Raw genomic sequence first — 21,500 nt, 5'->3', positions numbered from 1 at the left:
ACTGCTGGGCCTTTCGCCCCACAGCCGTGGCAATAAACGTAAAACCAAGTGCGATATTCAAGCGTTTGTATATGCAAATCTTCACTACCGCATTTGCATTGATTGATTTCTGGCATTTTGTTTTTCACTGTCTAACCTCCGCCAGTAATGTATTGAATTTTAATATCAATGGGTTATGCGTTTTCATTAACTCTTTAACATCACACTTAACATGCCGATTTGTTTTTGCTCTATATCTCTTGCTTTTATTGTCTAGTTCGACTGTTTTCTCATATGCATCTTGCTGAAGCACATAAATACTAAAAGCTCCTTCTTTTCTTCCTGTTTTATTTATCGCTTTAGCTCTGAGCAAAAAATCTACCGTGATTTTTGTATGATTATTAGATGATGCATATATACTTCTGATTTTCTTGGTTGTTATTTCGTTACCTGCTTTGAATTCGCTCGCGATTCTTAGATACAAAGGAGTCATACCACCTCCCCTAAGATTGCTTTGCCTATCTCCATCAAACGATTTTTTGAGACGTGTGTCCCAATTGCCTTTGGCTCTACAAATGGACGCCAGATAAGAAGAATTGAGCCTTTACTATTGCCCTTTTTCTCTTTTCCAGTATTGGGATCAACAAAATTAATACGGCCATCGATAATAGTTCGAACTTCATCAACGCTTTTTAGCGCCAATGAGTACCAAGATGTTGATTTATCCGCTGGCAATAACATCACTATTGGTTGGTTTTGCTTTGTGCATTGTTCCGCAGCTTTAACGATCCACGGTTTTATCTTACTGTAAGGCGGGTTACACCATATGGCGCCACGACTTACCCAATCACTTTGTAATGCATTCTGTTCTATAGTTAAGAAATATGAGCACAAAGCATTTTGCTCACTTGCAGCAGCATCTAACCAAAAACCAAACTCAAGCGTTAAAGCTTCAAATAACCACTGAGGTGTTTGCCAGCAATCTTTATCTTCTGGAGCAGTATTACTTGAATAAACAGCCATTAGATAACGCCTCGCTGCTGGTGGGATTTAACATACTCGCGCATATGCTTATAACGCTGCTGAACTTGAAAATGGTCAGCATGATGGTTTAAGTGGCGAAACTTCCTGCAAGTCACTAAATCACAACGGGATTGATTCCATCTGTTACGAAGCTTGCAAATAGTGCGCCATTTACGTAGCTGTTTGAACATGGCAATCATGCCTAGAACGTCAACACAATAGATTGTTTTAGTTTCACTACGCATCATGCTGTCACCTCTTTCGCTGCTTGCTCTGCTGCTTGTTGCCAAATACCTGCCCATGCCTTGCGGCCTACAAAGTCCGTCATGCGACGAACGCCTGATTTCCCAGCCAGTTCACTTGCAATTTCCTCAATACGATTTTGAGGTTTTGAACGGGAACCAATAATTCTTGTGAATGCTTCATCACGCTCAACAGCATCGACCTTAACTTTTTGCTCACCAGCAAGGCGCAATGTGAGGTCATCCCACTGGTTGCGTAGTGTTCTTGGGCACTGAACGTTTTTCTTCCAGAAATCATCTTGAATAACGCGTTTGTAGAATTGGCAAATTTCTTTGTGGCTATGCCCGTCAACGCTGACCATCAAGCGAACTTCGTTAGCCCAATCAGTAAGATTTGGGGCTTTAGGTTCTTTCAGGCCAAGTTCTTTGAATACCTCGCACTTGCGCTCAAATAACCATTCCGCGCATTTGAGGTCATTGGCTGAGCCCCATTTTTGAAAGTTAGTGCTGTAAATCACCGCCTCTGGGTAACGATTTAAAAAATCAATTTTTGACTGGTCGCTGGATTCGCAAGAATTCTGCGACAAAGAGTTAGTTACTAATGGATCATGTTTTGAAGTTACTGACGGATCGCCCCCAGATTCTGGCGGGTCAAAACGATTATTTTTGCTTGATTCTGACGGGACAGATTTTGATGCAACAGATTTTGATGCGTCAGAATTTGACGTATCAGAAACTGGCGGTTGAGAAAGTGCGGCCATTGCCGCTGAAGCTAATTTATCAACGTTCAATTGATAGATATTACTTGCGTTACGATTACCTTTACGGCGCTTTTCGCTTGATAACCAACCGGCTTTTTCTAAGTTTTTAATAGCGGTACGTACAGTACTTTCACCCGCACCTATTTGACGAGCAATTGTCGGTACCGATGGCCAACAGACACCATCATCATTTGAAAAGTCGGCGAGACGGGCCATTATCGCAACAGAGGTTATTTTCAAACCTGCACTTGCGCAGCCATCCCATACATAACTTGATAGTTTTACGCTCATGCTGTTACCTACTTAACTTCTGTGTAATATTTTTTGAATTGTTCGAGGGGCTCAAAACAGGGGTGCTCATAGTCATCGAGCATGAAAACAACCCGTTGCCTTGGTTTGTCCCACTCAACAACATGGACAATACGGCCTCGCTTATCTCGGAAGTAACGATTAAGGTTTTTATGCTTTTCATTGCTCACTAACCTCTCTCCCACTGCGGAAATAGTATTTAGCCCAGCTATCTCTTAGGACTTTGCTATCTACCAATTGTTGTTCGGTCTGGTAGTTGCCCGACTCGTCAGCTGAGGTTATGATCTCTACATATTGAAACGGACCACATTTCGATACAGGCAAGCATCTAAATTGCTTTTTTGATTGAAATTGGTTTACACTGCTCATGCTAGTTACTCCACACAAGTTGTTATTAGCACCCGACGCCTCGGACCGCATATCTGGGGCGTCAACCTTTCTTATGTAATTTGATGAGCGCATTGATAGCTCCTCTAGTGCTTGCGATTGCCCTATCCAACATTGTCATAATTTGTTTTTCTTCATGCCTATCAACAACACCGTCTTCCAATGCTTTACCAATGAATACAACTAACTCGCCGCGAGTTGTTGATGCTCGAGTTTGTAATTTGAATAATTCGGGTTCGTCTAAATCCTCTGGGCTTATCTTTTCCACCAGCAATAAATTTCTTCTGTTTGCGTAATATCCAGCAAGAAATGATGTGTTAGATAAATCCTCCATTGCCTCAAGCTCTTCACGCTCAAAAAAACGACAGCCGTTTTTCTCGTACAAGTTGTTATTGAACGTGGTTTCTGTCATACCCAATGCACCTGCCATCGCTGAACGTCCACCGGGGTACGCCTTACACATCTCTTTCACGACTTCTTTTAATGTTTGTTTGCACATATCTACAATTCCGTTGTTTTGTTGGTAGTTAACACAGCTACTTTCCTCTGATAAATTCCATAACAACTTTTAATTGTTATGGATATAAATCAGGACGTAATTTGCTTCTAGAAACCCCTGATGCCTGTTCAACAACAAGGACTTTGTCTGCTGGAACCCTTTTGTTTCTATTTAGCCAATTCCAGATTTGTTGCTGCTTGACTGGCTTATTCAGAAGCTCGCTAATACGTTTTGCTAGCTGCGTTTGCCCACCCGCCGCAATAATTGCTGTTTGCAATCCAGCAACGCATGATTCATTGGTTACATGCCCCATAACTCCCCCAAAGTTGTAAATAACAACTTTATCTTAATCTATGACAACAACTTTGACAACTTTTAGATGTTGGAAATATCAACACTTAAAGTTGTAAAATACAATTTCGAGGGAGGGAAATGTATGTCAATAGCTAAACGGTTGTTAGAAGCAAGAGTTAAAGCAGGAATGAGCCAAGCGGATCTTGCAGAGAAAGTTGGTGTCAGTCAGCAGTCAATTCAAAAAATTGAGGCGGGACAAACAAATGCCCCAAGAAGAATTGCAGATATCGCCAAAGCAGTTAATGTTTCAGCCCATTGGTTGCAGTTTGGGGCTAGGGACGAAAATGGAAAAAAAACAGACTATGAGGTAAAGGAATGGGAAGAGGTTCCAACTTATAGTGATGCTGACTTTGTGGATATCCCCGTGCTTGATATTGAATTAGCTGCTGGTTGTGGCGCAAATGCCGAAGTTATTGAGTCTGAAGAATATACATACCCATTCCGCAGAGATGAATTGCGTAAATATGGTGTCAGTGCAAGTAATGCGCGAATTGTAAAAATAGTTGGAAATAGCTTATTCCCTGTGTTGAATGGAGGCGATCTTGTCGCCATTGATATTAGCAATAAAAAAATAAAAGATGGCGACCTTTACGCTATAAGGGATGGCGTGTTATTGCGAGTTAAAATTTTGATTTATCGGCCTGATGGCGGTTTGGTAATACGTAGCTTCAATAGGGATGAGTATCCCGATGAGCAACTACCAAGAAATGAAGCTGTAACTAGAGTCCATGTTATTGGGAGGGTTTTCTGGTCTTCTAGAAGCTGGTAGAGCATATAATAATTTCTTTCCCCCTGCCGATATCTAAGATTATCACCCGCCACCTTTTGTAACTAAATCACCTCCAGTTACAAGGGTGGTCTTTTCTACTCGACTAAACCCCATTAAGCATAATTAGAGAAGTTATTTTCTCCTGCCTTATCTTTTCACTACGCAAAAAAACAACATAAGGTTGTTGACAAATTCATTCAATACAACTAAATTACAACTTAAGGATGTCTGAGAAGTAAACTGTTCACAACAACTTTGACAACTTAAGGGAAAGTTCATGCAAACCAATTCAAATGAACCAATCGTTACTTTTAGCGTAGCTATGTCGCAAGAAGATGCTGCGGCATGGATTATGGAAAAAGCCGCTGAACTTCAAAAGCTAGCGGCACTTAAAGCTAAGCAAGTCGACCTGCAGCGCCAATTGGAAAAGCTCGATGAGCAAATTTTCGACCAATCTGAACGCTGCCAAGTCATTATTAGTGCTTAACTGAATTCAATTGTGTGGAGTTCTAGCTATGTCGAATAAAGCAGATAAAACAACAGGAAATATTATTGAGTTGAAAATCAATGGCGCCACGGTTTGTTATTTGAGAACGGATGGCTCGGTAGCTGCGGATTACTTGTCATTTATCGTAAAAACCACTGAAGTCTTAATGCTGGATAGAAATTCGCTAGAACTAGAGGCTAATGCGTTCGGGAAAACTATCCAACATGGTTATAGTGCATTCCCAACAGTTAATGCTTCTTCCCTTGAGGCGATTGAATCTCGGACTTTTCAAGGGTCTCAAGATGTTTTTGGAGGTCAGAAATGATCCCCCTAACAACATCAGGACTTAAGGCGAAGAAATTAGTTTCTTGAGCCTGGTCTAAGGACTGCATTGGCGAGGATAGATACTGTAGTTTCATAACTAAAGCGTCATATCCTCTCAAGGGTCCGATTTGGTAGCCAGATATAGGAAATACAGGGATATCATCTTTCTTAGACATTTTTAATCCTTATTGTTATTGCGGAATAACAATAATACCACAGCCGCCTGATGTGGATAAGTTAGTTCAGGCAACCTTATTAACTGTGTGGAGTGCTTAGTATGGGAATGCTTATTCTTACTCGAAAACCAACCGAAGTTGTGGTTATTGGTGATGATATTAAAGTTACAATTTTAGGAGTAAAGGGTAACCAAGTGCGGATTGGTATTGATGCCCCAAAAGATATTAGTGTCCATCGTGAAGAAATTTATAAACTAATTTTTGCTGATAATAATAAGTCCGAGTGATAGTTATTTATTGTATTTAAATTAAAACCAAATCAATAAATAAAAAAATACCGCCAATAAATTCAGCGGTAAATAATTAACACACAGGGATCAGCTCATTCTATAGGAATATAAGTAACTGTAGAATTACTTAAGCTTAGTCCAAAGATATAAATAAACAAGAAATTAGCAAAAAAAATCGACATATAATATGCCGGCAAATAATAGCAAGTATCGCGTGTTACTTAATAAGTATAGTCAAAAATTAAAAGTCTGTATGCGGCAGAATGTGGAGGTAATTATGCAAATGCTAACTTTGGAGGAATGGGCGAGCGAACGTTATAGAAGTCGCCCTCCTCGCCTGGGGACATTACAACGCTATGCTAGGAATGGCTTGTTCTATCCACCAGCACAAAAAGAAGGTGGTATTTGGCGCGTGAGAGAAGATGCCGACTTAGTCGGTAATTTGACATCACCGGTTATCAATAAGAGTGATAACCCAAAATTACAAAGGATTTTAAACGATGGCTGCCCGACCACGTAAAAATAACGTCAACATCCCTAATCTCTACCCACTATTTAGCAGAAAAGCTAACAAGGTTTATTGGCGTTATCGTCACCCTATAACTGGAAAATATCATGCCCTCGGTGACAATGAGGCTGAAGCTCGTGAAATTGCGATTGAAGCTAATAACCGGTTAGCTGAACAACGTAGCCGTCAAGTCATGGCGATCAGCGATAGAGTAGCAAGAATTAAAGGTAAAGAGATCACCGTAAATACTTGGCTGGATCGCTACTGGGTAATACAAGAGGAACGCCTTGCTGACGGTGATATAAAACAAAATACATATAAGCAAAAAAGAAAACCTGTGGACCTAATGCGCCACTCTCTCGCAATGAAGCCTTTACCTGCAGTTGATGCGAGAGATATCGCATCAATACTTGATGAATATAAATCTAATGGCCAACATCGCATGGCTCAGGTTATTCGATCTGTATTAATCGATGTGTTCAAAGAGGCGCAGCATGCTGGTGAAGTCCCACCAGGATATAACCCTGCACTCGCAACTAAACAACCAAAAAGACGAATTACCCGCCAGCGCCTTAATTTAGATGAGTGGCAAAAAATATTTGAAGTAGCAGATAAGCAACATAAGTATTTAGGCAATGCGATGTTATTAGCCGTAATTACCGGGCAGCGACTTGGCGATATTTCAGCAATGAAATTTAGTGATATTTGGGATGACCATTTGCATGTAACGCAAGAAAAAACAGGAAGTAAACTGGCTATTCCACTAGCATTAAGATCTGATGCATTAAACATGTCGCTGAGGGATGTTATTTCTAGATGTAGAGACCGTGTTCTCAGCCCATATCTAATCCATTATTTCCGTACAACTTCTCAAGCAAATCGAGGTGACCAAGTCACTGCAAATACAATAACAACAAATTTCAAGAAGGCACGAAATAAAACTGATATTGATTGGGGTGAAGGAACACCAGCTTCATTTCATGAACAACGATCTTTATCAGAAAGGCTCTATCGAGAACAAGGAATTAACACTAAAGATTTACTGGGCCATAAATCGCAAAAAATGACCGATAAATATAATGATGACCGGGGTAAAGATTGGGTAAAAGTAGTTATTTGATAGTCTATATTGGGATAGGTTTTGATAATTCGTTTTGATAACTTTTTGATAACCATTTCAAATGTGACAATAAAAAACGGGAACTATTAAGCTCCCGTTATTAATTACACAATATAATAAATTACATGTGTTTAATGATTGCGTCACCGAATTCGCTACATTTCAGTAATTTAGCGCCTTCTAATTGACGTTCGAAGTCATAGGTTACAGTCTTAGCTTCGATTGCGCCTTCCATACCTTTAACGATTAAGTCAGCCGCTTCAGTCCAGCCCATGTGGCGCAGCATCATCTCAGCAGAAAGGATGATAGAGCCTGGGTTAACTTTATCTTGGCCTGCATATTTTGGTGCAGTACCGTGAGTTGCTTCGAATAATGCGCACTCAGAACCAATATTTGCACCAGGAGCGATACCAATACCACCGACCTGCGCTGCTAATGCATCAGAAATGTAGTCACCATTTAGGTTCATACAAGCGATAACATCGTATTCTGCTGGGCGTAGCAGGATTTGTTGTAAGAAAGCATCTGCGATAACATCTTTAACGATAATATCTTTGCCAGTTTTAGGGTTTTTAATTTTAACCCATGGGCCGCCATCTAATAATTCGCCGCCAAATTCCTCTTGTGCTAATTGGTATCCCCAATCTTTAAATGCACCTTCAGTGAATTTCATAATGTTACCTTTATGAACTAAAGTCACTGAATCACGGCCGTTATCAATAGCATATTCAATAGCAGCACGAACTAAACGTTTTGTGCCCTCTTCTGAACAAGGCTTAATACCAATACCACAGTCTTGTGGGAAACGGATTTTAGTCACACCCATTTCATCTTTCAGGAATTTAATAACTTTATCTGCTTCTGCACTACCCGCTTTCCACTCGATACCCGCATAGATATCTTCAGAGTTTTCACGGAAAATAACCATATCAGTCAGTTCAGGTTGTTTAACTGGGCTTGGAGTGCCTTTGTAGTAGCGAACAGGACGTAAACAGATATACAGGTCAAGTTGTTGACGCAATGCAACGTTCAGAGAACGAATACCACCACCAACAGGAGTTGTTAAAGGGCCTTTAATTGAAACACGGTAATCACGGATTAAATCGAGAGTTTCTTCTGGTAACCAAACATCTTTACCATAAATTTGTGTAGATTTTTCACCGGTGTAAACTTCCATCCAAGAAATTTTGCGCTCACCGTTGTAGGCTTTTTTCACTGCCGCATCAACCACTTTCAACATTGCTGGTGTGACATCGATACCAATGCCGTCACCTTCGATAAAAGGGATAATTGGGTTGTTCGGAACGTTTAGTTTGCCTTTTGCATCAATGGTAATTTTAGCGCCTTCTGCCGGAACTACTACTTTGCTTTCCATTAACCTCTCCTTTCACTTGCGTATTTTGCTTGTTAATTTTTTGTAAGAGACGTGTCAATACTACTTCAATCTGCGTCGAACGCCAATGATTACTCATCTAAGCTTCAATGCCGATCGCATTTAACGTACTGTTTTACCTTGTAAGTTAATCGAATATCTATTTATAAATACTGTTAAATCAATAAATTAATTTAAGCATTCCATTATTAGAAATAAATCAAACCGCGATGAAAAGTTGTCAATAACCCATTTGAGGGAACGACACAACTTTTGTTAAAATACTTCCCTCACAAAAAATAATATTAGCAAGTTAACTCAAATTAAAAATACGTTTTGCTCACACTATCACCATCCAAACAAATCCATATGTACTTATTTTTAAATGGAAAATTGTTTTTATTGATTTAAATGCTTTTAAAGTTGTTAATTAAATATTACATCGCCATGAAAAATACGTTCTAGGATCAAACCGTTAAATCTCCTACACTAGATGAAATAAGTCGCCGCAAATTAAAACCAATAAATTCTCATTGAATGACCATGAACAGACCGAACAAAAAATCAGTTCCGAAGAAAAATCGTTACTCGCCACCCTCGACTGCTTTAAAGCATAACGCTAAGCGTGTTTCGGTAAGACAGCAAATATCAACTAAAATCATTTTATTTAACAAACCCTTTGATGTTCTTCCTCAATTTACTGATGAACAAGGTCGCGACACACTAAAAAAATATATTCCAATCAACGATGTATACGCCGCAGGACGTCTTGATAGGGACAGTGAAGGGCTATTAATTTTAACCAATGATGGAAAACTACAGGCACGTTTAACTCAACCACAGAAAAAAACAGGGAAAATATACTATGCTCAGGTAGAAGGTATTCCCGATGAAGATGCACTACTAAAATTTCGGCAAGGGTTAATATTAAATGATGGTCCAACACTCCCTGCGGGAATCGAGTTAGTTGGCGAACCTGAATGGCTATGGCAAAGAACTCCGCCAATACGGGAACGCAAAAATATCCCAACTAGCTGGTTAAAAATTACATTATATGAAGGACGTAATCGGCAAGTCCGTCGTATGACGGCAAATATAGGTTTTCCAACGCTTAGGCTAATTCGTTATCAAATTGGTGAATTTAATTTGGGAAATCTTTCAGTTGGCGAATGGAAGGAGGTAACTGTTGTTTAAACCTAATGTGACTGTAGCAACTGTTGTGCATGCTCAAGGCAAATTTTTAGTCGTGGAAGAGTGGATAAATGATAAACCCACTTGGAATCAACCAGCTGGGCATTTAGAAGCTGATGAAACTATTTTGCAAGCCGCCGAACGTGAATTACTAGAAGAAACTGGAATCAAAGCCACACCAACACAATTAATTAAAATTCATCAATGGATTGCCCCAGATAAAACTCAGTTTATCCGTTTTTTATTTGCCGTAGAACTTGAATCCATTTGTGAGACACAGCCACAAGACAGTGATATTAGCAAATGCCATTGGCTGACTGCCCAAGAAATTCTAAATAGCAACTGCCTGCGTTCACCATTAGTGGCGGAAAGTTTGCGCTGTTTTCTCACAGGAAAGCATTATCCTCTCGATATTTTAACCGCTTACGGCGACCATTATCTTTAAGTACTTAACTTCTGCTTGGTGAAGATTTCACCAAGCAATAATATTCCCTGCTAACTCTGGTGTAATGCGGGAACAACATGCTAAAGTATGGGGCTTGATTTTTCCGCAGTGAGATATTTCCATGTCAAATAATAGTACCATGTCAGATAACAGCCAAAAAAAAGTCATCGTCGGGATGTCCGGTGGTGTTGACTCCTCTGTATCCGCTTACTTGCTACAGCAACAAGGGTATCAGGTTGCTGGTCTGTTTATGAAGAACTGGGAAGAAGATGACGACACAGAATATTGTTCAGCTGCTACTGACCTTGCCGATGCACAAGCTGTGTGTGACAAACTGGGTATTGAACTTCATACCATTAATTTCGCTGCTGAATATTGGGACAATGTTTTCGAACATTTCTTAACTGAATACAAAGCAGGCCGCACACCGAACCCAGATATTCTCTGCAACAAAGAAATCAAGTTTAAAGCTTTCTTAGAATTTGCGGCTGAAGATTTAGGCGCAGATTACATTGCTACTGGTCACTATGTGCGCCGCCGTGATATCAATGGTAAAAGCCAATTATTACGTGGTTTAGATAACAACAAAGACCAAAGCTATTTTTTATATACTCTGAGCCACGAACAAGTAGCTAAAAGCCTTTTCCCCGTTGGTGAACTCGAAAAACCTGAAGTACGCCGTATTGCGGAAGAAATTGGCTTAGTTACTGCAAAGAAAAAAGACTCCACGGGGATCTGTTTCATTGGTGAGCGTAAGTTTCGCGACTTTTTAGGCCGCTACTTACCCGCTCAGCCTGGCCCTATCATCACTGTTGATGGCGAAACAATTGGTCAACATGAAGGTTTGATGTACCACACTTTAGGGCAACGAAAAGGTCTCGGTATCGGTGGTACAAAAGAGGGCTCCGAAGAACCTTGGTATGTTGTCGATAAAGACGTCGAAAACAACATTCTTATCGTAGCTCAAGGCCATGAACACCCTCGTTTGATGTCTGTTGGGTTAATTGCTCAGCAATTACATTGGGTTGACCGGAAAACCATGACTGAGCCACTACGTTGCGTAGTAAAAACACGTTATCGTCAAGCAGATATCCCTTGTACGATTACCCCATTAAGTGATGATCGCATTGAAGTTACTTTTGACTACCCAGTCGCGGCTGTCACTCCAGGTCAATCCGCTGTATTTTATATCGATGAAGTTTGTCTCGGTGGCGGTATTATTGAAGCCCGTATTCAGGAGTAAATGTGGCAAAAAACTATTATGACATTACGCTTGCTTTAGCGGGTATCTGCCAAGCAAGCGCGATGGTTCAAAAACTCGCACATGAAGGTGTTTGTCTTGAGAAAGACACTGAAACCATGGTCAATAGCCTCACCAATATGAATCCAAAATCCACTTTGGATGTATTTGGTAATGATGCCGAAAATTTAAAGACGGGCCTCAGTGCCATGTTAGGTATGCTGACTGGCGGTAACAGTGGTTTATCGGCTGAAATGACGCGATATATGTTAAGCATTATGACGCTTGAACGTCGCCTCAATAAAAACCAAGAAGCGATGAACCAGCTGGGCCAACGTATTGAGCAATTTGAACGCCAAGCGGGTTATTTTGAACCACTTTCTGAAGGCGTGTTTAACGCACTTGCGGGTATTTATGTAGATGTAGTCAGCCCAGCTGGACCGCGAATTCAGGTCACTGGTTCCCCTGACATCCTAAAAAACACACTCGTTCAAGCAAAAGTTAGAGCCACCTTGCTCGCTGGCATTCGTTGCGCAGTGCTTTGGCAACAAGTTGGTGGAAGTCGCATTCAACTCATGTTCTCTCGCAATCGTCTGGCTAATCAGGCGAAAGATATTTTGTCTCACCTTTAAATCTGGAGTTGCTACCAATGGAATTATCCTCACTGACCGCTGTATCCCCGATTGACGGCCGTTACGGTGATAAAGTCAGCACGTTACGCACTATTTTTAGTGAGTTTGGTTTACTGAAATTTCGCGTACAAGTTGAAGTTCGCTGGCTACAAAAACTGGCTGCAACCGCTCAAGTCAAAGAAGTTCCTGCATTTGCCCCTGACGCAATCGCTTACTTGGATGAAATTGTCGCGAACTTCTGTGAAAAAGACGCAATGCGTATCAAAGAAATTGAACGCACAACTAACCATGATGTGAAAGCTGTAGAATACTTTCTAAAAGAAAAGGTAGCGGACATCCCTGCTCTTCATGCAGTTTCTGAATTTATTCACTTTGCTTGTACTTCAGAAGATATCAATAACCTCTCTCACGCATTAATGCTGAAAACCGCTCGTGAAGAAGTCTTGCTGCCACAATGGCGTCAAATCATTGATAAAATCAAAACAATGGCTCATGAGTACCGCAATTTACCGTTACTTTCACGTACTCACGGTCAACCTGCAACCCCGTCCACCATTGGTAAAGAGTTTGCGAACGTTGCTTATCGTTTAGAGCGCCAATTCCGCCAGCTACAACAAGTTGAAATTCTGGGTAAAATCAATGGCGCAGTCGGTAACTATAATGCACATATGGTCGCTTATCCTGAAGTTAACTGGCACGAATTCAGCGAAACCTTCGTTACCTCTTTAGGCATTCAATGGAACCCATTCACTACGCAAATTGAACCTCATGACTATATTGCTGAGCTATTCGATTGCGTCGCTCGCTTTAACACTATCGTGTTAGACTTCGACCGTGATATTTGGGGCTACATCGCATTAAATCACTTCAAACAAAAAACAATCGCAGGTGAAATTGGTTCCTCTACCATGCCACACAAAGTCAACCCGATTGATTTCGAAAACTCTGAAGGTAATTTAGGCTTAGCCAATGCCGTCTTAGGTCATTTAGCTAGCAAACTCCCTGTTTCTCGCTGGCAGCGCGACTTAACTGACTCGACAGTATTACGTAATCTCGGTGTCGGCTTAGGTTATGCATTGATTGCTTATCAATCAACCATGAAAGGTTTGAATAAATTAGAAGTGAATGAACAACATTTACTGGATGAATTAGACCAAAACTGGGAAGTATTGGCTGAGCCAATTCAAACTGTAATGCGCCGTTATGGTATTGAAAAACCGTATGAAAAGCTCAAAGAATTGACCCGCGGTAAACGTGTTACCGCTGAAGGTATGAAACAATTTATTGATAGTTTAGACCTGCCAGAGCACGAAAAAGCACGTTTGAAAGAAATGACGCCAGCTAACTACATTGGTTACGCTGTCACTTTTATCGACGAGCTAAAATAGCTTCCATGTTTTCAAAAAAGGCGGCTTATAAGTCGCCTTTTTTAATTATCATTTTGAATTCCCTGCTCTATCTATCATACTAAGCTATTTAAAGCTAAATATAGATAAATTATATTTCCGCTTCGTTTGATTTATATTTACTTAATCCCTTATCGTTATTCAGAACTCTTTTTACCATAGCGTATCTAGTGCTACTATCTGATAAGTTATAGCTATCTCTTTTCAATATGAGGGTTTCCGATGCGTATTCTTATTGTCGAAGACAATGCGTTACTTCGTCACCATTTAACCGTCCAGCTTAAAGAGCTTGGCCATCAGGTTGATTCAGCTGAAGACGCAAAAGAAGCTGATTACTTTTTGCACGAAAGCTGTCCAGATATCGCAGTTGTTGATTTGGGCTTACCTGATGAAGACGGGCTTTCTATGATCAAACGCTGGCGTAGCGAGCACGTCAATATTCCACTATTAGTATTAACTGCTCGGGAAAGTTGGCAAGAAAAAGTACAAGCGCTAAACAGTGGTGCTGATGACTACGTGACTAAACCTTTCCAGTTAGAAGAACTGGTCGCCCGTATGCAAGCTTTGATGCGCAGAAATAGTGGTCTTGCTTCACAAGTACTCGAATTAGGCAATTTCGTGATTGACCTATCACGCAAAGAATTTACCGTTAATGGCGAAACCGTCAAATTAACCGCTTTTGAATACACTATCATTGAAACGCTACTACGCAACAATGGGAAAGTGGTTAGCAAAGACTCGTTAATGCGCCAGCTTTATCCAGATGCCGAGCTCAGAGAAAGTCATACCATTGATGTTTTAATGGGTCGTTTACGCAAAAAAATCCAACAATTTCATAGTGATGATGTAATTGTCACAGTACGTGGTCAAGGCTACCGTTTTGATGTGAATGGCTAATATGAAGCTACGTAAATTTAAGTTCAAACCCCTTTCGCTACGAGCACGTTTTCTCTGTGCAACATCCGCGGTGATCTTGGCACTCACCTTATCCTACGGCATCGTCGCGATTTTGGGGTATTTGATTAGTTTCGATAAAACCACTTACACCCTATTACGTAGCCAAAGTAACTTAATTTATAGCCTAGCTCAATGGCAAAACCATAAAATTGACATTCGCGTCCCCCCAAATTTCACGTTAAACAACCCGACTTTGGTCATTATTTATGATGAGCAAGGGCTCGTGTTATGGCGCCAACGTGATGTACCTAGCGTTGAACGGCTGATCCGTAATGACTGGCTTAAAAAAGAAGGATTATATGAAATTGATACAGACATTCGCGAAACTCGTCAACTCCTAGATGACAACCCCGAATTCAATACAAAATTAGATGACATGGATAACGACGACGAACCGCTTACTCACTCCGTGTCCGTCAACCAATATGCAGCTAGTGAAAACCTACCTCCGCTCACCATTGTCGTTGTTGATACACTACCACAAGACTTACAAAATACGGGTTTAGTTTGGGAATGGTTCGGTTATGTGTTACTGGCTAACCTAATCTTAGTTATCCCACTATTATGGTTAGCGGCCTATTGGAGCCTACGGCCAATTAAATCATTAGTATCACAACTAAGTAGCCTAGAAAAAGGTGAACGAGATACACTGGATGAGAACCCTCCGTATGAGCTTCGTGGGCTAGTACGTAATCTTAATATTTTATTAACGAATGAACGTAAACGTTACAGCAAATACCGCACGACACTTTCTGATTTAACACACAGTTTAAAGACGCCTTTAGCCGTTTTACAGTCAACACTGCGGCTTCTTCGTTCAGGTAAGCAAATGAATATTGAGCAGGCTGAACCCATCATGCTCGAACAAATTGGCCGTATATCTCAACAGGTTGGTTATTATTTGCACCGCGCATCAACGCAAGGTGATGAAAATATGATGCTGCGCGAAATTTCATCTGTTCCATCAATATTAGACAGCCTTGCGAGTGCCCTCCATAAAGTTTACCAACACAAAGGTGTTTCTATTACGGTTAATGTTTCTCCTGAAACAACTTGGCTGGGTCAACCAAATGACTTTATGGAAGTGATGGGGAATATCATGGAAAACGCGTGTAAATATTGCCTTGAATTCGTCGAAGTTAGTGCTATTGCCGGAACTGATAGCTTAACATTGGTTGTTGATGATGATGGCCCAGGCGTGCCCGAAAGCAAACGTAGTTTGATTTTCCTTCGTGGGCAACGTGCAGACACCCTTCGCCCCGGTCAAGGTTTAGGTTTGTCCATTGCAGTGGATATTATCGACCAATACGAGGGAGATATCACAATTAGTGACAGCCCGCTTGGTGGTGCTCGTTTATCCGTCACATTTAGGCAGCAATCTATGATTGAAGATAGTTAATCTGTGATATGCGTCCACTTGTCCCCTATTTTACAAACCATTTCCGGTATACTATTTATGAAGTGTTTTATAAATAGTAATTTAGGGTAATGTACTTGGTTCACTCTCAAGATAAACCTTTAATACCCGTTTCTCAGAAAGTTTATTTAACAGCATACCATTACACACATATAGGTCATTTTGCGGTATTAGGACCGGGTATATTGTAATAAACTGATTAGCAATACTTAGCAGCTCCAAGGGACAATAAGATGGATTACAAACTAAATCTCGACTGGCAGAGTTTCCTCGACAGTCACTGGCAGAAGCGCCCACTGCTTATCAAAAAAGGGTTTGCAAATTTTATTGATCCTATCTCGCCTGATGAACTTGCAGGTTTGGCGATGGAAGATGAGGTTGATAGCCGTTTGGTTAGCCATAAAGAAGGGGTTTGGCAGGTTGGTCACGGACCATTTGAAAGCTATGACCACCTTGGCGAAGAGAATTGGTCTATTTTAGTTCAAGCAGTTGACCACTGGCATCATCCAAGTTCTGCATTAATGAAACCATTTCGCGTGCTTTCGGACTGGCGGATGGACGACTTAATGATTTCCTACTCAGTCCCCGGCGGTGGTGTAGGTCCTCACCTAGACCAATACGATGTGTTTATTATTCAAGGTGAAGGCCGTCGTCATTGGCGAGTGGGTGAAAAAATCCCAATGAAACAACATTGCCCGCACCCTGACTTACTACAAGTTCAACCTTTTGACGCCATCATCGACGAAGAAATGGAACCCGGCGATATTTTATATATTCCACCTGGGTTTCCACATGAAGGTTACGCCATTGAGCCTTCATTAAATTACTCAGTTGGTTTCCGTGCCCCAAATACTCGTGAGCTGCTCAGTAGTTTTGCCGATCACCTAATTTCTAATGACTTAGGCAGTTATCGTTATAGCGATCCTGATTTATCATTCCGAGATAACCCTGCTGAGATCTTGCAAGGTGAACAAATTAAACTGCGCGAAATGATGGAATCACTGATTAATGACCCTGAGCTATTTCGTAAATGGCTAGGTGAGTTTATCTCACAATCACGTCATGAATTAGACATTGCTCCACCTGAACCACCTTATGAGCAAGAAGAAATTTATGATTTACTGAAAACTCAGCAAGAAACCTTATACAAATTAAATGGTCTCAGAGCATTGCGCGTTGGCGACCAATTTTTTGTTAATGGAGAATGCTTAGAAACCGAGTGTTATGAGGCTGCTGATAGCTTATGTCGTTATGATGCCGTTAATAGCCAAATTTTAGCTGATGCCATTGATGACGTTAATTTTATCGCACTGCTTACCGCACTCGTCAATAATGGTTATTGGTATTTTGATGATTAATCAATACCTTTAATGTTAAATTTGTATTTTGTGTAAGGGCTCATTAATTATGGGTCTTTTATTAAAAATAATATTCTCAGTATAATATGACAAGACTCTCCTCCCTATTGATGAAAACCGCTAATTGCCAATTAACCCCCCTTATTAATAACTAACTTATTTATTTTTTATATATTTTATTTCTCCAATTACATACTCATATTATGATCCTTACGTGCCCGTAAGCACGCAAAGATAAAGCACATTCTTTAATTCAATCCTAAACTGTTTTTACTTCACTATTATCATTCTCACGCAGCATTAATTACCCTTTTAAAGATGATAACAATATGAACTTAGAAACACTTTTAGCTTTATCATTGTTTTCCTTTGTGACATCCATAACGCCAGGTCCAAATAATATTATGTTACTTGCTTCAGGCATTAATTTTGGATTTAGCAAGACATTACCGCATTCATTTGGGGTATCAATTGGTTTTCTTATTATGCTGTTTGCTGTCGGGCTAGGAGTCGGGGCATTGTTCCAATCATCCCCTATAACTTATTCAGTATTAAAATATTTTGGAATTATTTATTTGTTCTGGCTTGCATGGAAAACGACTATTAGCCATTCAGTTGCACAATCAAATAACCAGGAAATTAAGCCGCTAACTTTCTTAGAAGCAGCATTATTTCAATGGATAAACCCTAAAGCATGGATGATGGCTATTTCAGGAATAGCGATGTATACCAATATAAACGCCCCCTATTTATCAATGGTACAGGTTGCCGTTATATTTGCGGCCATCAACTGGCCATGTGTTGCTATTTGGGCGATGTTTGGCAGTAAATTAAGAGAAAAGCTAAAACAACCTAAGACATTAAAACGCTTTAATTTAGTCATGGGTGTTTTACTGGCGCTTAGTGGCGTTTCTGTATTATTTCAATAGCAAATTTACGCGTGCTTATTGTTATAAGCACGCTTGTTTATCATGAAATATCATGATTGCCTTGCGTGAATAGCCGTTAATTCCGCAATACGCATGATCACACTAACTGCCTGCTCCATACCCTCTTGTGTTATAAATTCATGTTTACTATGGAAGTTATAGCCACCTGTGAAAATATTTGGGCACGGTAAACCACGATGTGAAAGCTGCGCACCGTCAGTACCACCCCGGACGGGTTGGATAATTGGCTCAATACCACAATCAAGCATTGCTTGCTTTGCTAATTCAATAACATGTGGGTACTTCATGACCTCTTTATGCATATTATAATAGGTATCATCAAGTGTCAGTTCGATATAGCAGCTTGGATGTAACCCTTCACCAACTTTTTCAGCAATTCGAATGATATTTTTCTTCCTAGCTTCAAAGCCCGCTAAGTCAAAATCACGAATAATATAATTCAATTCTGCCTTTTCTACTGTCCCTTTTAACGATGTTAAATGATAAAAGCCTTCATAACCTTCGGTGTTTTCAGGTGTTTCATCAGGTGGTAACATCGAATGAATACGGTTCGCTAGCCCTAATGCATTCACCATTACGCCTTTAGCTGTACTGGGATGCGTGTTATTGCCAACAATTTTAATAGAAACGTTGGCTGCATTAAAATTTTCATACTCTAACTCACCAACACCACCACCATCGACGGTATAGGCCCACAATGCATCAAATTGTTTAAAATCGATATGACGAGCCCCACGCCCTATCTCTTCATCAGGGGTAAATGCAAGACAGATTTTACCATGAGGAATGTTCTTACCCTTTAAACGTACTAGAGCTGTAATTATTTCTGCGATACCCGCTTTATCATCGGCACCGAGTAAGGTTTTGCCATCGGTCATGATGAGGGTTTTGCCAATCATTTCATGCAGCACTGGAAACATCACTGGGGATAGCACTTCATCACCTATACCTAACGCGATATCTCCCCCTCGATAATTTTCGAGGACTTGTGGACTCACATTTTTACCTGAAAAATCAGGTGCTGTGTCTAAATGTGAAATAAACCCAATAGTAGGAACATCCCAATCAACGTTTGACGGTAAATAAGCCATCACACAACCTTGATCGCTAAGCGTTATTTTTTCAAAACCTAATTCATTCAGCTCGTTAACTAATGCACGAGCAAACTTTAGCTGTCCTGCGCTGCTAGGCACTGTTTTGGCGTTTAGTTTTGATTGTGTATCGAAAGCGGTATATTCAAAAAACCGCTCTAAGAGTTTGTCCATACCCTTCCCCCTAAAATATCAATGTCCATATTATGGGAAAGATCACAGATTCAATTATTGTTTCAAATCAGCTTTCCTGTTAATGCTCTCTATTTTTTGCAGGAAATCGTTAGTGAAATTTATTTTTTAGCGTAATTTTTGTAAGCTACCTATTACACTGGCAATCAATACCTATAATAAATAAGGGTAATAATCAAATTGTATTAATTAGTAGGTTATTATTTATTTGTTACCTAATTACCTCTCATTTGGTTAAATATCACTCACCCACTACACGAATCATCAATCATTAAATTGAAATAGTATGCTATATATGAAGTCTTATTATTTTATTTATTAGCTAATTAATAAACAAAACGAAATTTTACTCGTTAACAGGAAAATTCATGTCAAAAACATGTTTAATTTATGGTGTTAGTAAAGGCTTAGGTAAAGCATTGGTCGAAGGATTTCCTGAAAAAGCAGACCATATTTATGGAGTGTCTCGCTCAAAGCCTCCTTTTGAACACATTAACTTTACGTGGATCCCTGCTGATTTAAATGATATTCATAGCGCGAATGCCATTAAGCAGATTATTCAGGATCAACCTATTCATACCTTAATTTATAATGTGGGTATTTGGGAGAAACTGGCTTTTAGTGAAGAATACCAATTTGAATCGACTGATGACATTGAGCTGCTCAATATGATTCAAACCAATATCAGTGCTTGTTTATTAAATTTAAAAGCACTATTACCCAATTTACGTTTAGCGAAAAATAGCAAGATTATATTGATCGGTTCCACATGGGGCCTAGATAACCATAATGGCAAAGAAGTCGCCTTTTCCGCCACGAAATATGCCCTCAGAGGCATAGCACAGTCATTAAGAGAAACACTGCGTGAAGATAAAATAGCAATATCAGTCATAAACTTAGGTTATCTAGCAACTGAATACCCATTAACGGTTCCTGCCGACGAAGTCATTGAAAAAAGTAATGGACAGCTAATCCCATTACAAGATGTTGTCAATGCCGTACGCTTTATCACCAGTACGAGCAATGCAACCTGCGTCAAAGAGATTACGATGCCGGCCATGATGGATACAAATGTCTAACCTATAAGAGAAAACAATACGTTTCCCCTTATATTATTATGTATTGAAAGCTTATTGCGCTATATTTTTAACCTGTAACTCTGTAATAAGCTTATTGATATATTCAACAACGACTTTGCTGGCTAAACCATAGTGTTTCTCATCAAACTCACTTTCCACTTGGCTAGGCTCTAAATTAAGTTCGACCGTATGTGCCCCATGTAATTTAGCCTCATGAACAAAACCTGCCGCAGGGTATACATGACCAGATGTCCCAATTGAAATAAAAATAGTCGCAGATTCAAGGGATTGATAAATATAATCCATTCCAATTGGCATTTCACCAAACCAAACAATGTGGGGTCTGAGCGGCTGAGGAAACTGGCAACAATGACAGCGGTCATCGGCAGATAAATCCCCTTTCCATTCCAATACTTGATTTGACCAGTTGCAGCGAACTTTTAATAGTTCACCATGCATATGGATAACTCGCTGACTTCCCGCTCTTTCATGCAAGTTGTCTATATTTTGCGTAATTAACAAAAAGCGGTCACCAAAAAGCTCTTCAAGCTGAGCAAGTGCATAGTGAGCGGCGTTAGGCTTAATATTTTCTTGCTGTAACTGCCGACGCCGTTCATTATAAAAACGTTGTACTAATTCAGGGTTACGTTCGAAACCTTCAGGTGTTGCCACATCTTCAACGCGATGCTCTTCCCATAATCCATCCGCAGAACGGAATGTTTGGATCCCAGATTCAGCTGAAATACCCGCTCCTGTTAAAACGACAATATTGACCTTTTTCATGTTATCCAATCTATTATCTATATAAAAAGACCGATTGCGAAGTCGCTGGCGGCGTATACATTTATTCTTGCGAGCTTTTTTTAACCTATAACGAAATCGCAACATCAAAGCTTCCTTTCATCTATATAACCAATAAATTTATATCATATTAAATATTAA

The 21,500-nt window shown here is 40.1% G+C and carries 27 protein-coding genes; 16 read left to right on the top strand and 11 right to left on the bottom strand.

Annotation, left to right across the window (positions count from 1 at the left end; all coding sequences use genetic code 11):
* Window positions 1–124: 124 nt before the first annotated feature.
* The 7 genes from PSE72_RS00295 to PSE72_RS00265 all read right to left on the bottom strand — a co-directional run bounded on the left by PSE72_RS00295 (window position 125) and on the right by PSE72_RS00265 (window position 3,513).
* Entirely contained in the window at window positions 125–472 is a 348-nt protein-coding gene (locus PSE72_RS00295; protein WP_209102740.1) for a hypothetical protein, read from the bottom strand.
* Window positions 469–1,002: a phage N-6-adenine-methyltransferase gene (locus tag PSE72_RS00290; RefSeq protein WP_209102742.1), complete on the bottom strand. Its 534-nt coding sequence runs from the start codon at window positions 1,000–1,002 to the stop codon at window positions 469–471. Before PSE72_RS00290 ends, PSE72_RS00295 begins: the two co-directional genes overlap by 4 nt.
* Complete coding sequence (locus PSE72_RS00285; protein WP_228367627.1) at window positions 1,002–1,250, bottom strand: hypothetical protein; 249 nt, start codon at window positions 1,248–1,250, stop codon at window positions 1,002–1,004. The genes PSE72_RS00290 and PSE72_RS00285 overlap by 1 nt, the downstream gene beginning before the upstream one ends.
* Window positions 1,247–2,296 carry a helix-turn-helix domain-containing protein gene (locus PSE72_RS00280; RefSeq protein WP_209102743.1) on the bottom strand — a complete coding sequence of 350 codons (1,050 nt, stop codon included), beginning with the start codon at window positions 2,294–2,296 and terminating at the stop codon, window positions 1,247–1,249. The genes PSE72_RS00285 and PSE72_RS00280 overlap by 4 nt, the downstream gene beginning before the upstream one ends.
* Before the next feature lie 8 nt (window positions 2,297–2,304).
* Window positions 2,305–2,484, bottom strand: a complete 180-nt coding sequence (locus tag PSE72_RS00275; protein ID WP_071548505.1) for a DUF4222 domain-containing protein — start codon at window positions 2,482–2,484, stop codon at window positions 2,305–2,307.
* Between the two features lie 260 nt (window positions 2,485–2,744).
* Entirely contained in the window at window positions 2,745–3,200 is a 456-nt protein-coding gene (locus tag PSE72_RS00270; protein ID WP_109913327.1) for a YmfL family putative regulatory protein, read from the bottom strand.
* 76 nt (window positions 3,201–3,276) lie between these two features.
* On the bottom strand, window positions 3,277–3,513 hold the full coding sequence (locus tag PSE72_RS00265; protein ID WP_172767067.1) for a transcriptional regulator: 237 nt from the start codon (window positions 3,511–3,513) through the stop codon (window positions 3,277–3,279).
* 123 nt (window positions 3,514–3,636) lie between these two features.
* Between PSE72_RS00265 and PSE72_RS00260 the strand changes: the two genes are divergently transcribed.
* The 3 genes from PSE72_RS00260 to PSE72_RS00250 all read left to right on the top strand — a co-directional run bounded on the left by PSE72_RS00260 (window position 3,637) and on the right by PSE72_RS00250 (window position 5,135).
* Window positions 3,637–4,323 (top strand): XRE family transcriptional regulator, encoded by a 687-nt coding sequence (locus PSE72_RS00260; protein WP_267690410.1) that lies wholly within the window; start codon window positions 3,637–3,639, stop codon window positions 4,321–4,323.
* Between the two features lie 277 nt (window positions 4,324–4,600).
* Window positions 4,601–4,810 carry a hypothetical protein gene (locus PSE72_RS00255; RefSeq protein WP_219248247.1) on the top strand — a complete coding sequence of 70 codons (210 nt, stop codon included), beginning with the start codon at window positions 4,601–4,603 and terminating at the stop codon, window positions 4,808–4,810.
* A 28-nt stretch (window positions 4,811–4,838) separates the two neighbouring features.
* Window positions 4,839–5,135, top strand: coding sequence for a hypothetical protein (locus tag PSE72_RS00250; protein WP_272690853.1), 297 nt, complete (start codon window positions 4,839–4,841; stop codon window positions 5,133–5,135).
* On the opposite strand, the gene PSE72_RS00245 is transcribed toward PSE72_RS00250, so the two are convergent.
* Entirely contained in the window at window positions 5,059–5,229 is a 171-nt protein-coding gene (locus PSE72_RS00245; RefSeq protein ID WP_238706854.1) for a hypothetical protein, read from the bottom strand. The two genes, PSE72_RS00250 and PSE72_RS00245, sit on opposite strands and share 77 nt — an antisense overlap.
* Before the next feature lie 188 nt (window positions 5,230–5,417).
* On the opposite strand from PSE72_RS00245, the gene csrA reads away from it, so the two are divergent.
* From csrA to PSE72_RS00230, 3 genes are all read left to right on the top strand, one after another.
* A complete protein-coding gene (gene csrA / locus PSE72_RS00240) occupies window positions 5,418–5,597 on the top strand; it encodes a carbon storage regulator CsrA (RefSeq protein WP_004911707.1) in 180 nt (59 codons plus the stop codon).
* 280 nt (window positions 5,598–5,877) lie between these two features.
* On the top strand, window positions 5,878–6,120 hold the full coding sequence (locus PSE72_RS00235) for an excisionase (RefSeq protein WP_004911710.1): 243 nt from the start codon (window positions 5,878–5,880) through the stop codon (window positions 6,118–6,120).
* Window positions 6,101–7,228 carry a site-specific integrase gene (locus tag PSE72_RS00230; protein WP_272690852.1) on the top strand — a complete coding sequence of 376 codons (1,128 nt, stop codon included), beginning with the start codon at window positions 6,101–6,103 and terminating at the stop codon, window positions 7,226–7,228. The genes PSE72_RS00235 and PSE72_RS00230 overlap by 20 nt, the downstream gene beginning before the upstream one ends.
* 121 nt (window positions 7,229–7,349) lie before the next feature.
* Here the strand turns inward: PSE72_RS00230 and icd are convergent, their stop codons facing one another.
* Window positions 7,350–8,603 (bottom strand): NADP-dependent isocitrate dehydrogenase, encoded by a 1,254-nt coding sequence (gene icd / locus PSE72_RS00225; protein WP_004911741.1) that lies wholly within the window; start codon window positions 8,601–8,603, stop codon window positions 7,350–7,352.
* A 534-nt stretch (window positions 8,604–9,137) separates the two neighbouring features.
* Here icd and rluE point away from each other — a divergent pair.
* From rluE to PSE72_RS00180, 9 genes are all read left to right on the top strand, one after another.
* Window positions 9,138–9,794 carry a 23S rRNA pseudouridine(2457) synthase RluE gene (rluE, locus tag PSE72_RS00220; RefSeq protein WP_004911743.1) on the top strand — a complete coding sequence of 219 codons (657 nt, stop codon included), beginning with the start codon at window positions 9,138–9,140 and terminating at the stop codon, window positions 9,792–9,794.
* Window positions 9,787–10,236 (top strand): NUDIX hydrolase, encoded by a 450-nt coding sequence (locus PSE72_RS00215; RefSeq protein ID WP_115167078.1) that lies wholly within the window; start codon window positions 9,787–9,789, stop codon window positions 10,234–10,236. Before rluE ends, PSE72_RS00215 begins: the two co-directional genes overlap by 8 nt.
* A gap of 139 nt (window positions 10,237–10,375) precedes the next feature.
* Window positions 10,376–11,479: a tRNA 2-thiouridine(34) synthase MnmA gene (mnmA, locus tag PSE72_RS00210; protein ID WP_115168275.1), complete on the top strand. Its 1,104-nt coding sequence runs from the start codon at window positions 10,376–10,378 to the stop codon at window positions 11,477–11,479.
* 2 nt (window positions 11,480–11,481) lie between these two features.
* Window positions 11,482–12,108 carry a high frequency lysogenization protein HflD gene (gene hflD / locus PSE72_RS00205; protein ID WP_004911750.1) on the top strand — a complete coding sequence of 209 codons (627 nt, stop codon included), beginning with the start codon at window positions 11,482–11,484 and terminating at the stop codon, window positions 12,106–12,108.
* A gap of 17 nt (window positions 12,109–12,125) precedes the next feature.
* Window positions 12,126–13,496, top strand: a complete 1,371-nt coding sequence (gene purB / locus PSE72_RS00200; RefSeq protein ID WP_115167077.1) for an adenylosuccinate lyase — start codon at window positions 12,126–12,128, stop codon at window positions 13,494–13,496.
* Window positions 13,497–13,736: 240 nt separating this feature from the next.
* Complete coding sequence (phoP, locus tag PSE72_RS00195; protein WP_004911754.1) at window positions 13,737–14,411, top strand: two-component system response regulator PhoP; 675 nt, start codon at window positions 13,737–13,739, stop codon at window positions 14,409–14,411.
* A gap of 1 nt (window position 14,412) precedes the next feature.
* Window positions 14,413–15,870 (top strand): two-component system sensor histidine kinase PhoQ, encoded by a 1,458-nt coding sequence (phoQ, locus tag PSE72_RS00190; protein ID WP_181937042.1) that lies wholly within the window; start codon window positions 14,413–14,415, stop codon window positions 15,868–15,870.
* A gap of 251 nt (window positions 15,871–16,121) precedes the next feature.
* Window positions 16,122–17,246, top strand: a complete 1,125-nt coding sequence (locus PSE72_RS00185) for a ribosomal protein uL16 3-hydroxylase (RefSeq protein ID WP_115167076.1) — start codon at window positions 16,122–16,124, stop codon at window positions 17,244–17,246.
* Window positions 17,247–17,575: 329 nt separating this feature from the next.
* Entirely contained in the window at window positions 17,576–18,175 is a 600-nt protein-coding gene (locus PSE72_RS00180) for a LysE family translocator (RefSeq protein WP_115167075.1), read from the top strand.
* Between the two features lie 50 nt (window positions 18,176–18,225).
* Here PSE72_RS00180 and pepT read toward each other — a convergent pair whose 3' ends face one another.
* Window positions 18,226–19,461 carry a peptidase T gene (pepT, locus tag PSE72_RS00175; RefSeq protein ID WP_115167074.1) on the bottom strand — a complete coding sequence of 412 codons (1,236 nt, stop codon included), beginning with the start codon at window positions 19,459–19,461 and terminating at the stop codon, window positions 18,226–18,228.
* Window positions 19,462–19,847: 386 nt separating this feature from the next.
* Between pepT and PSE72_RS00170 the strand changes: the two genes are divergently transcribed.
* Window positions 19,848–20,558: an SDR family oxidoreductase gene (locus tag PSE72_RS00170; RefSeq protein ID WP_110731988.1), complete on the top strand. Its 711-nt coding sequence runs from the start codon at window positions 19,848–19,850 to the stop codon at window positions 20,556–20,558.
* A 51-nt stretch (window positions 20,559–20,609) separates the two neighbouring features.
* On the opposite strand, the gene cobB is transcribed toward PSE72_RS00170, so the two are convergent.
* Complete coding sequence (gene cobB / locus PSE72_RS00165) at window positions 20,610–21,443, bottom strand: Sir2 family NAD+-dependent deacetylase (RefSeq protein ID WP_115168274.1); 834 nt, start codon at window positions 21,441–21,443, stop codon at window positions 20,610–20,612.
* Window positions 21,444–21,500 lie beyond the last annotated feature (57 nt).

This window comes from Providencia sp. PROV116 (assembly GCF_028482485.1).
In the GTDB taxonomy this organism is placed as follows: Bacteria; Pseudomonadota; Gammaproteobacteria; order Enterobacterales; family Enterobacteriaceae; genus Providencia; species Providencia rettgeri.
This window is presented reverse-complemented; position numbering and strand designations above follow the sequence as displayed.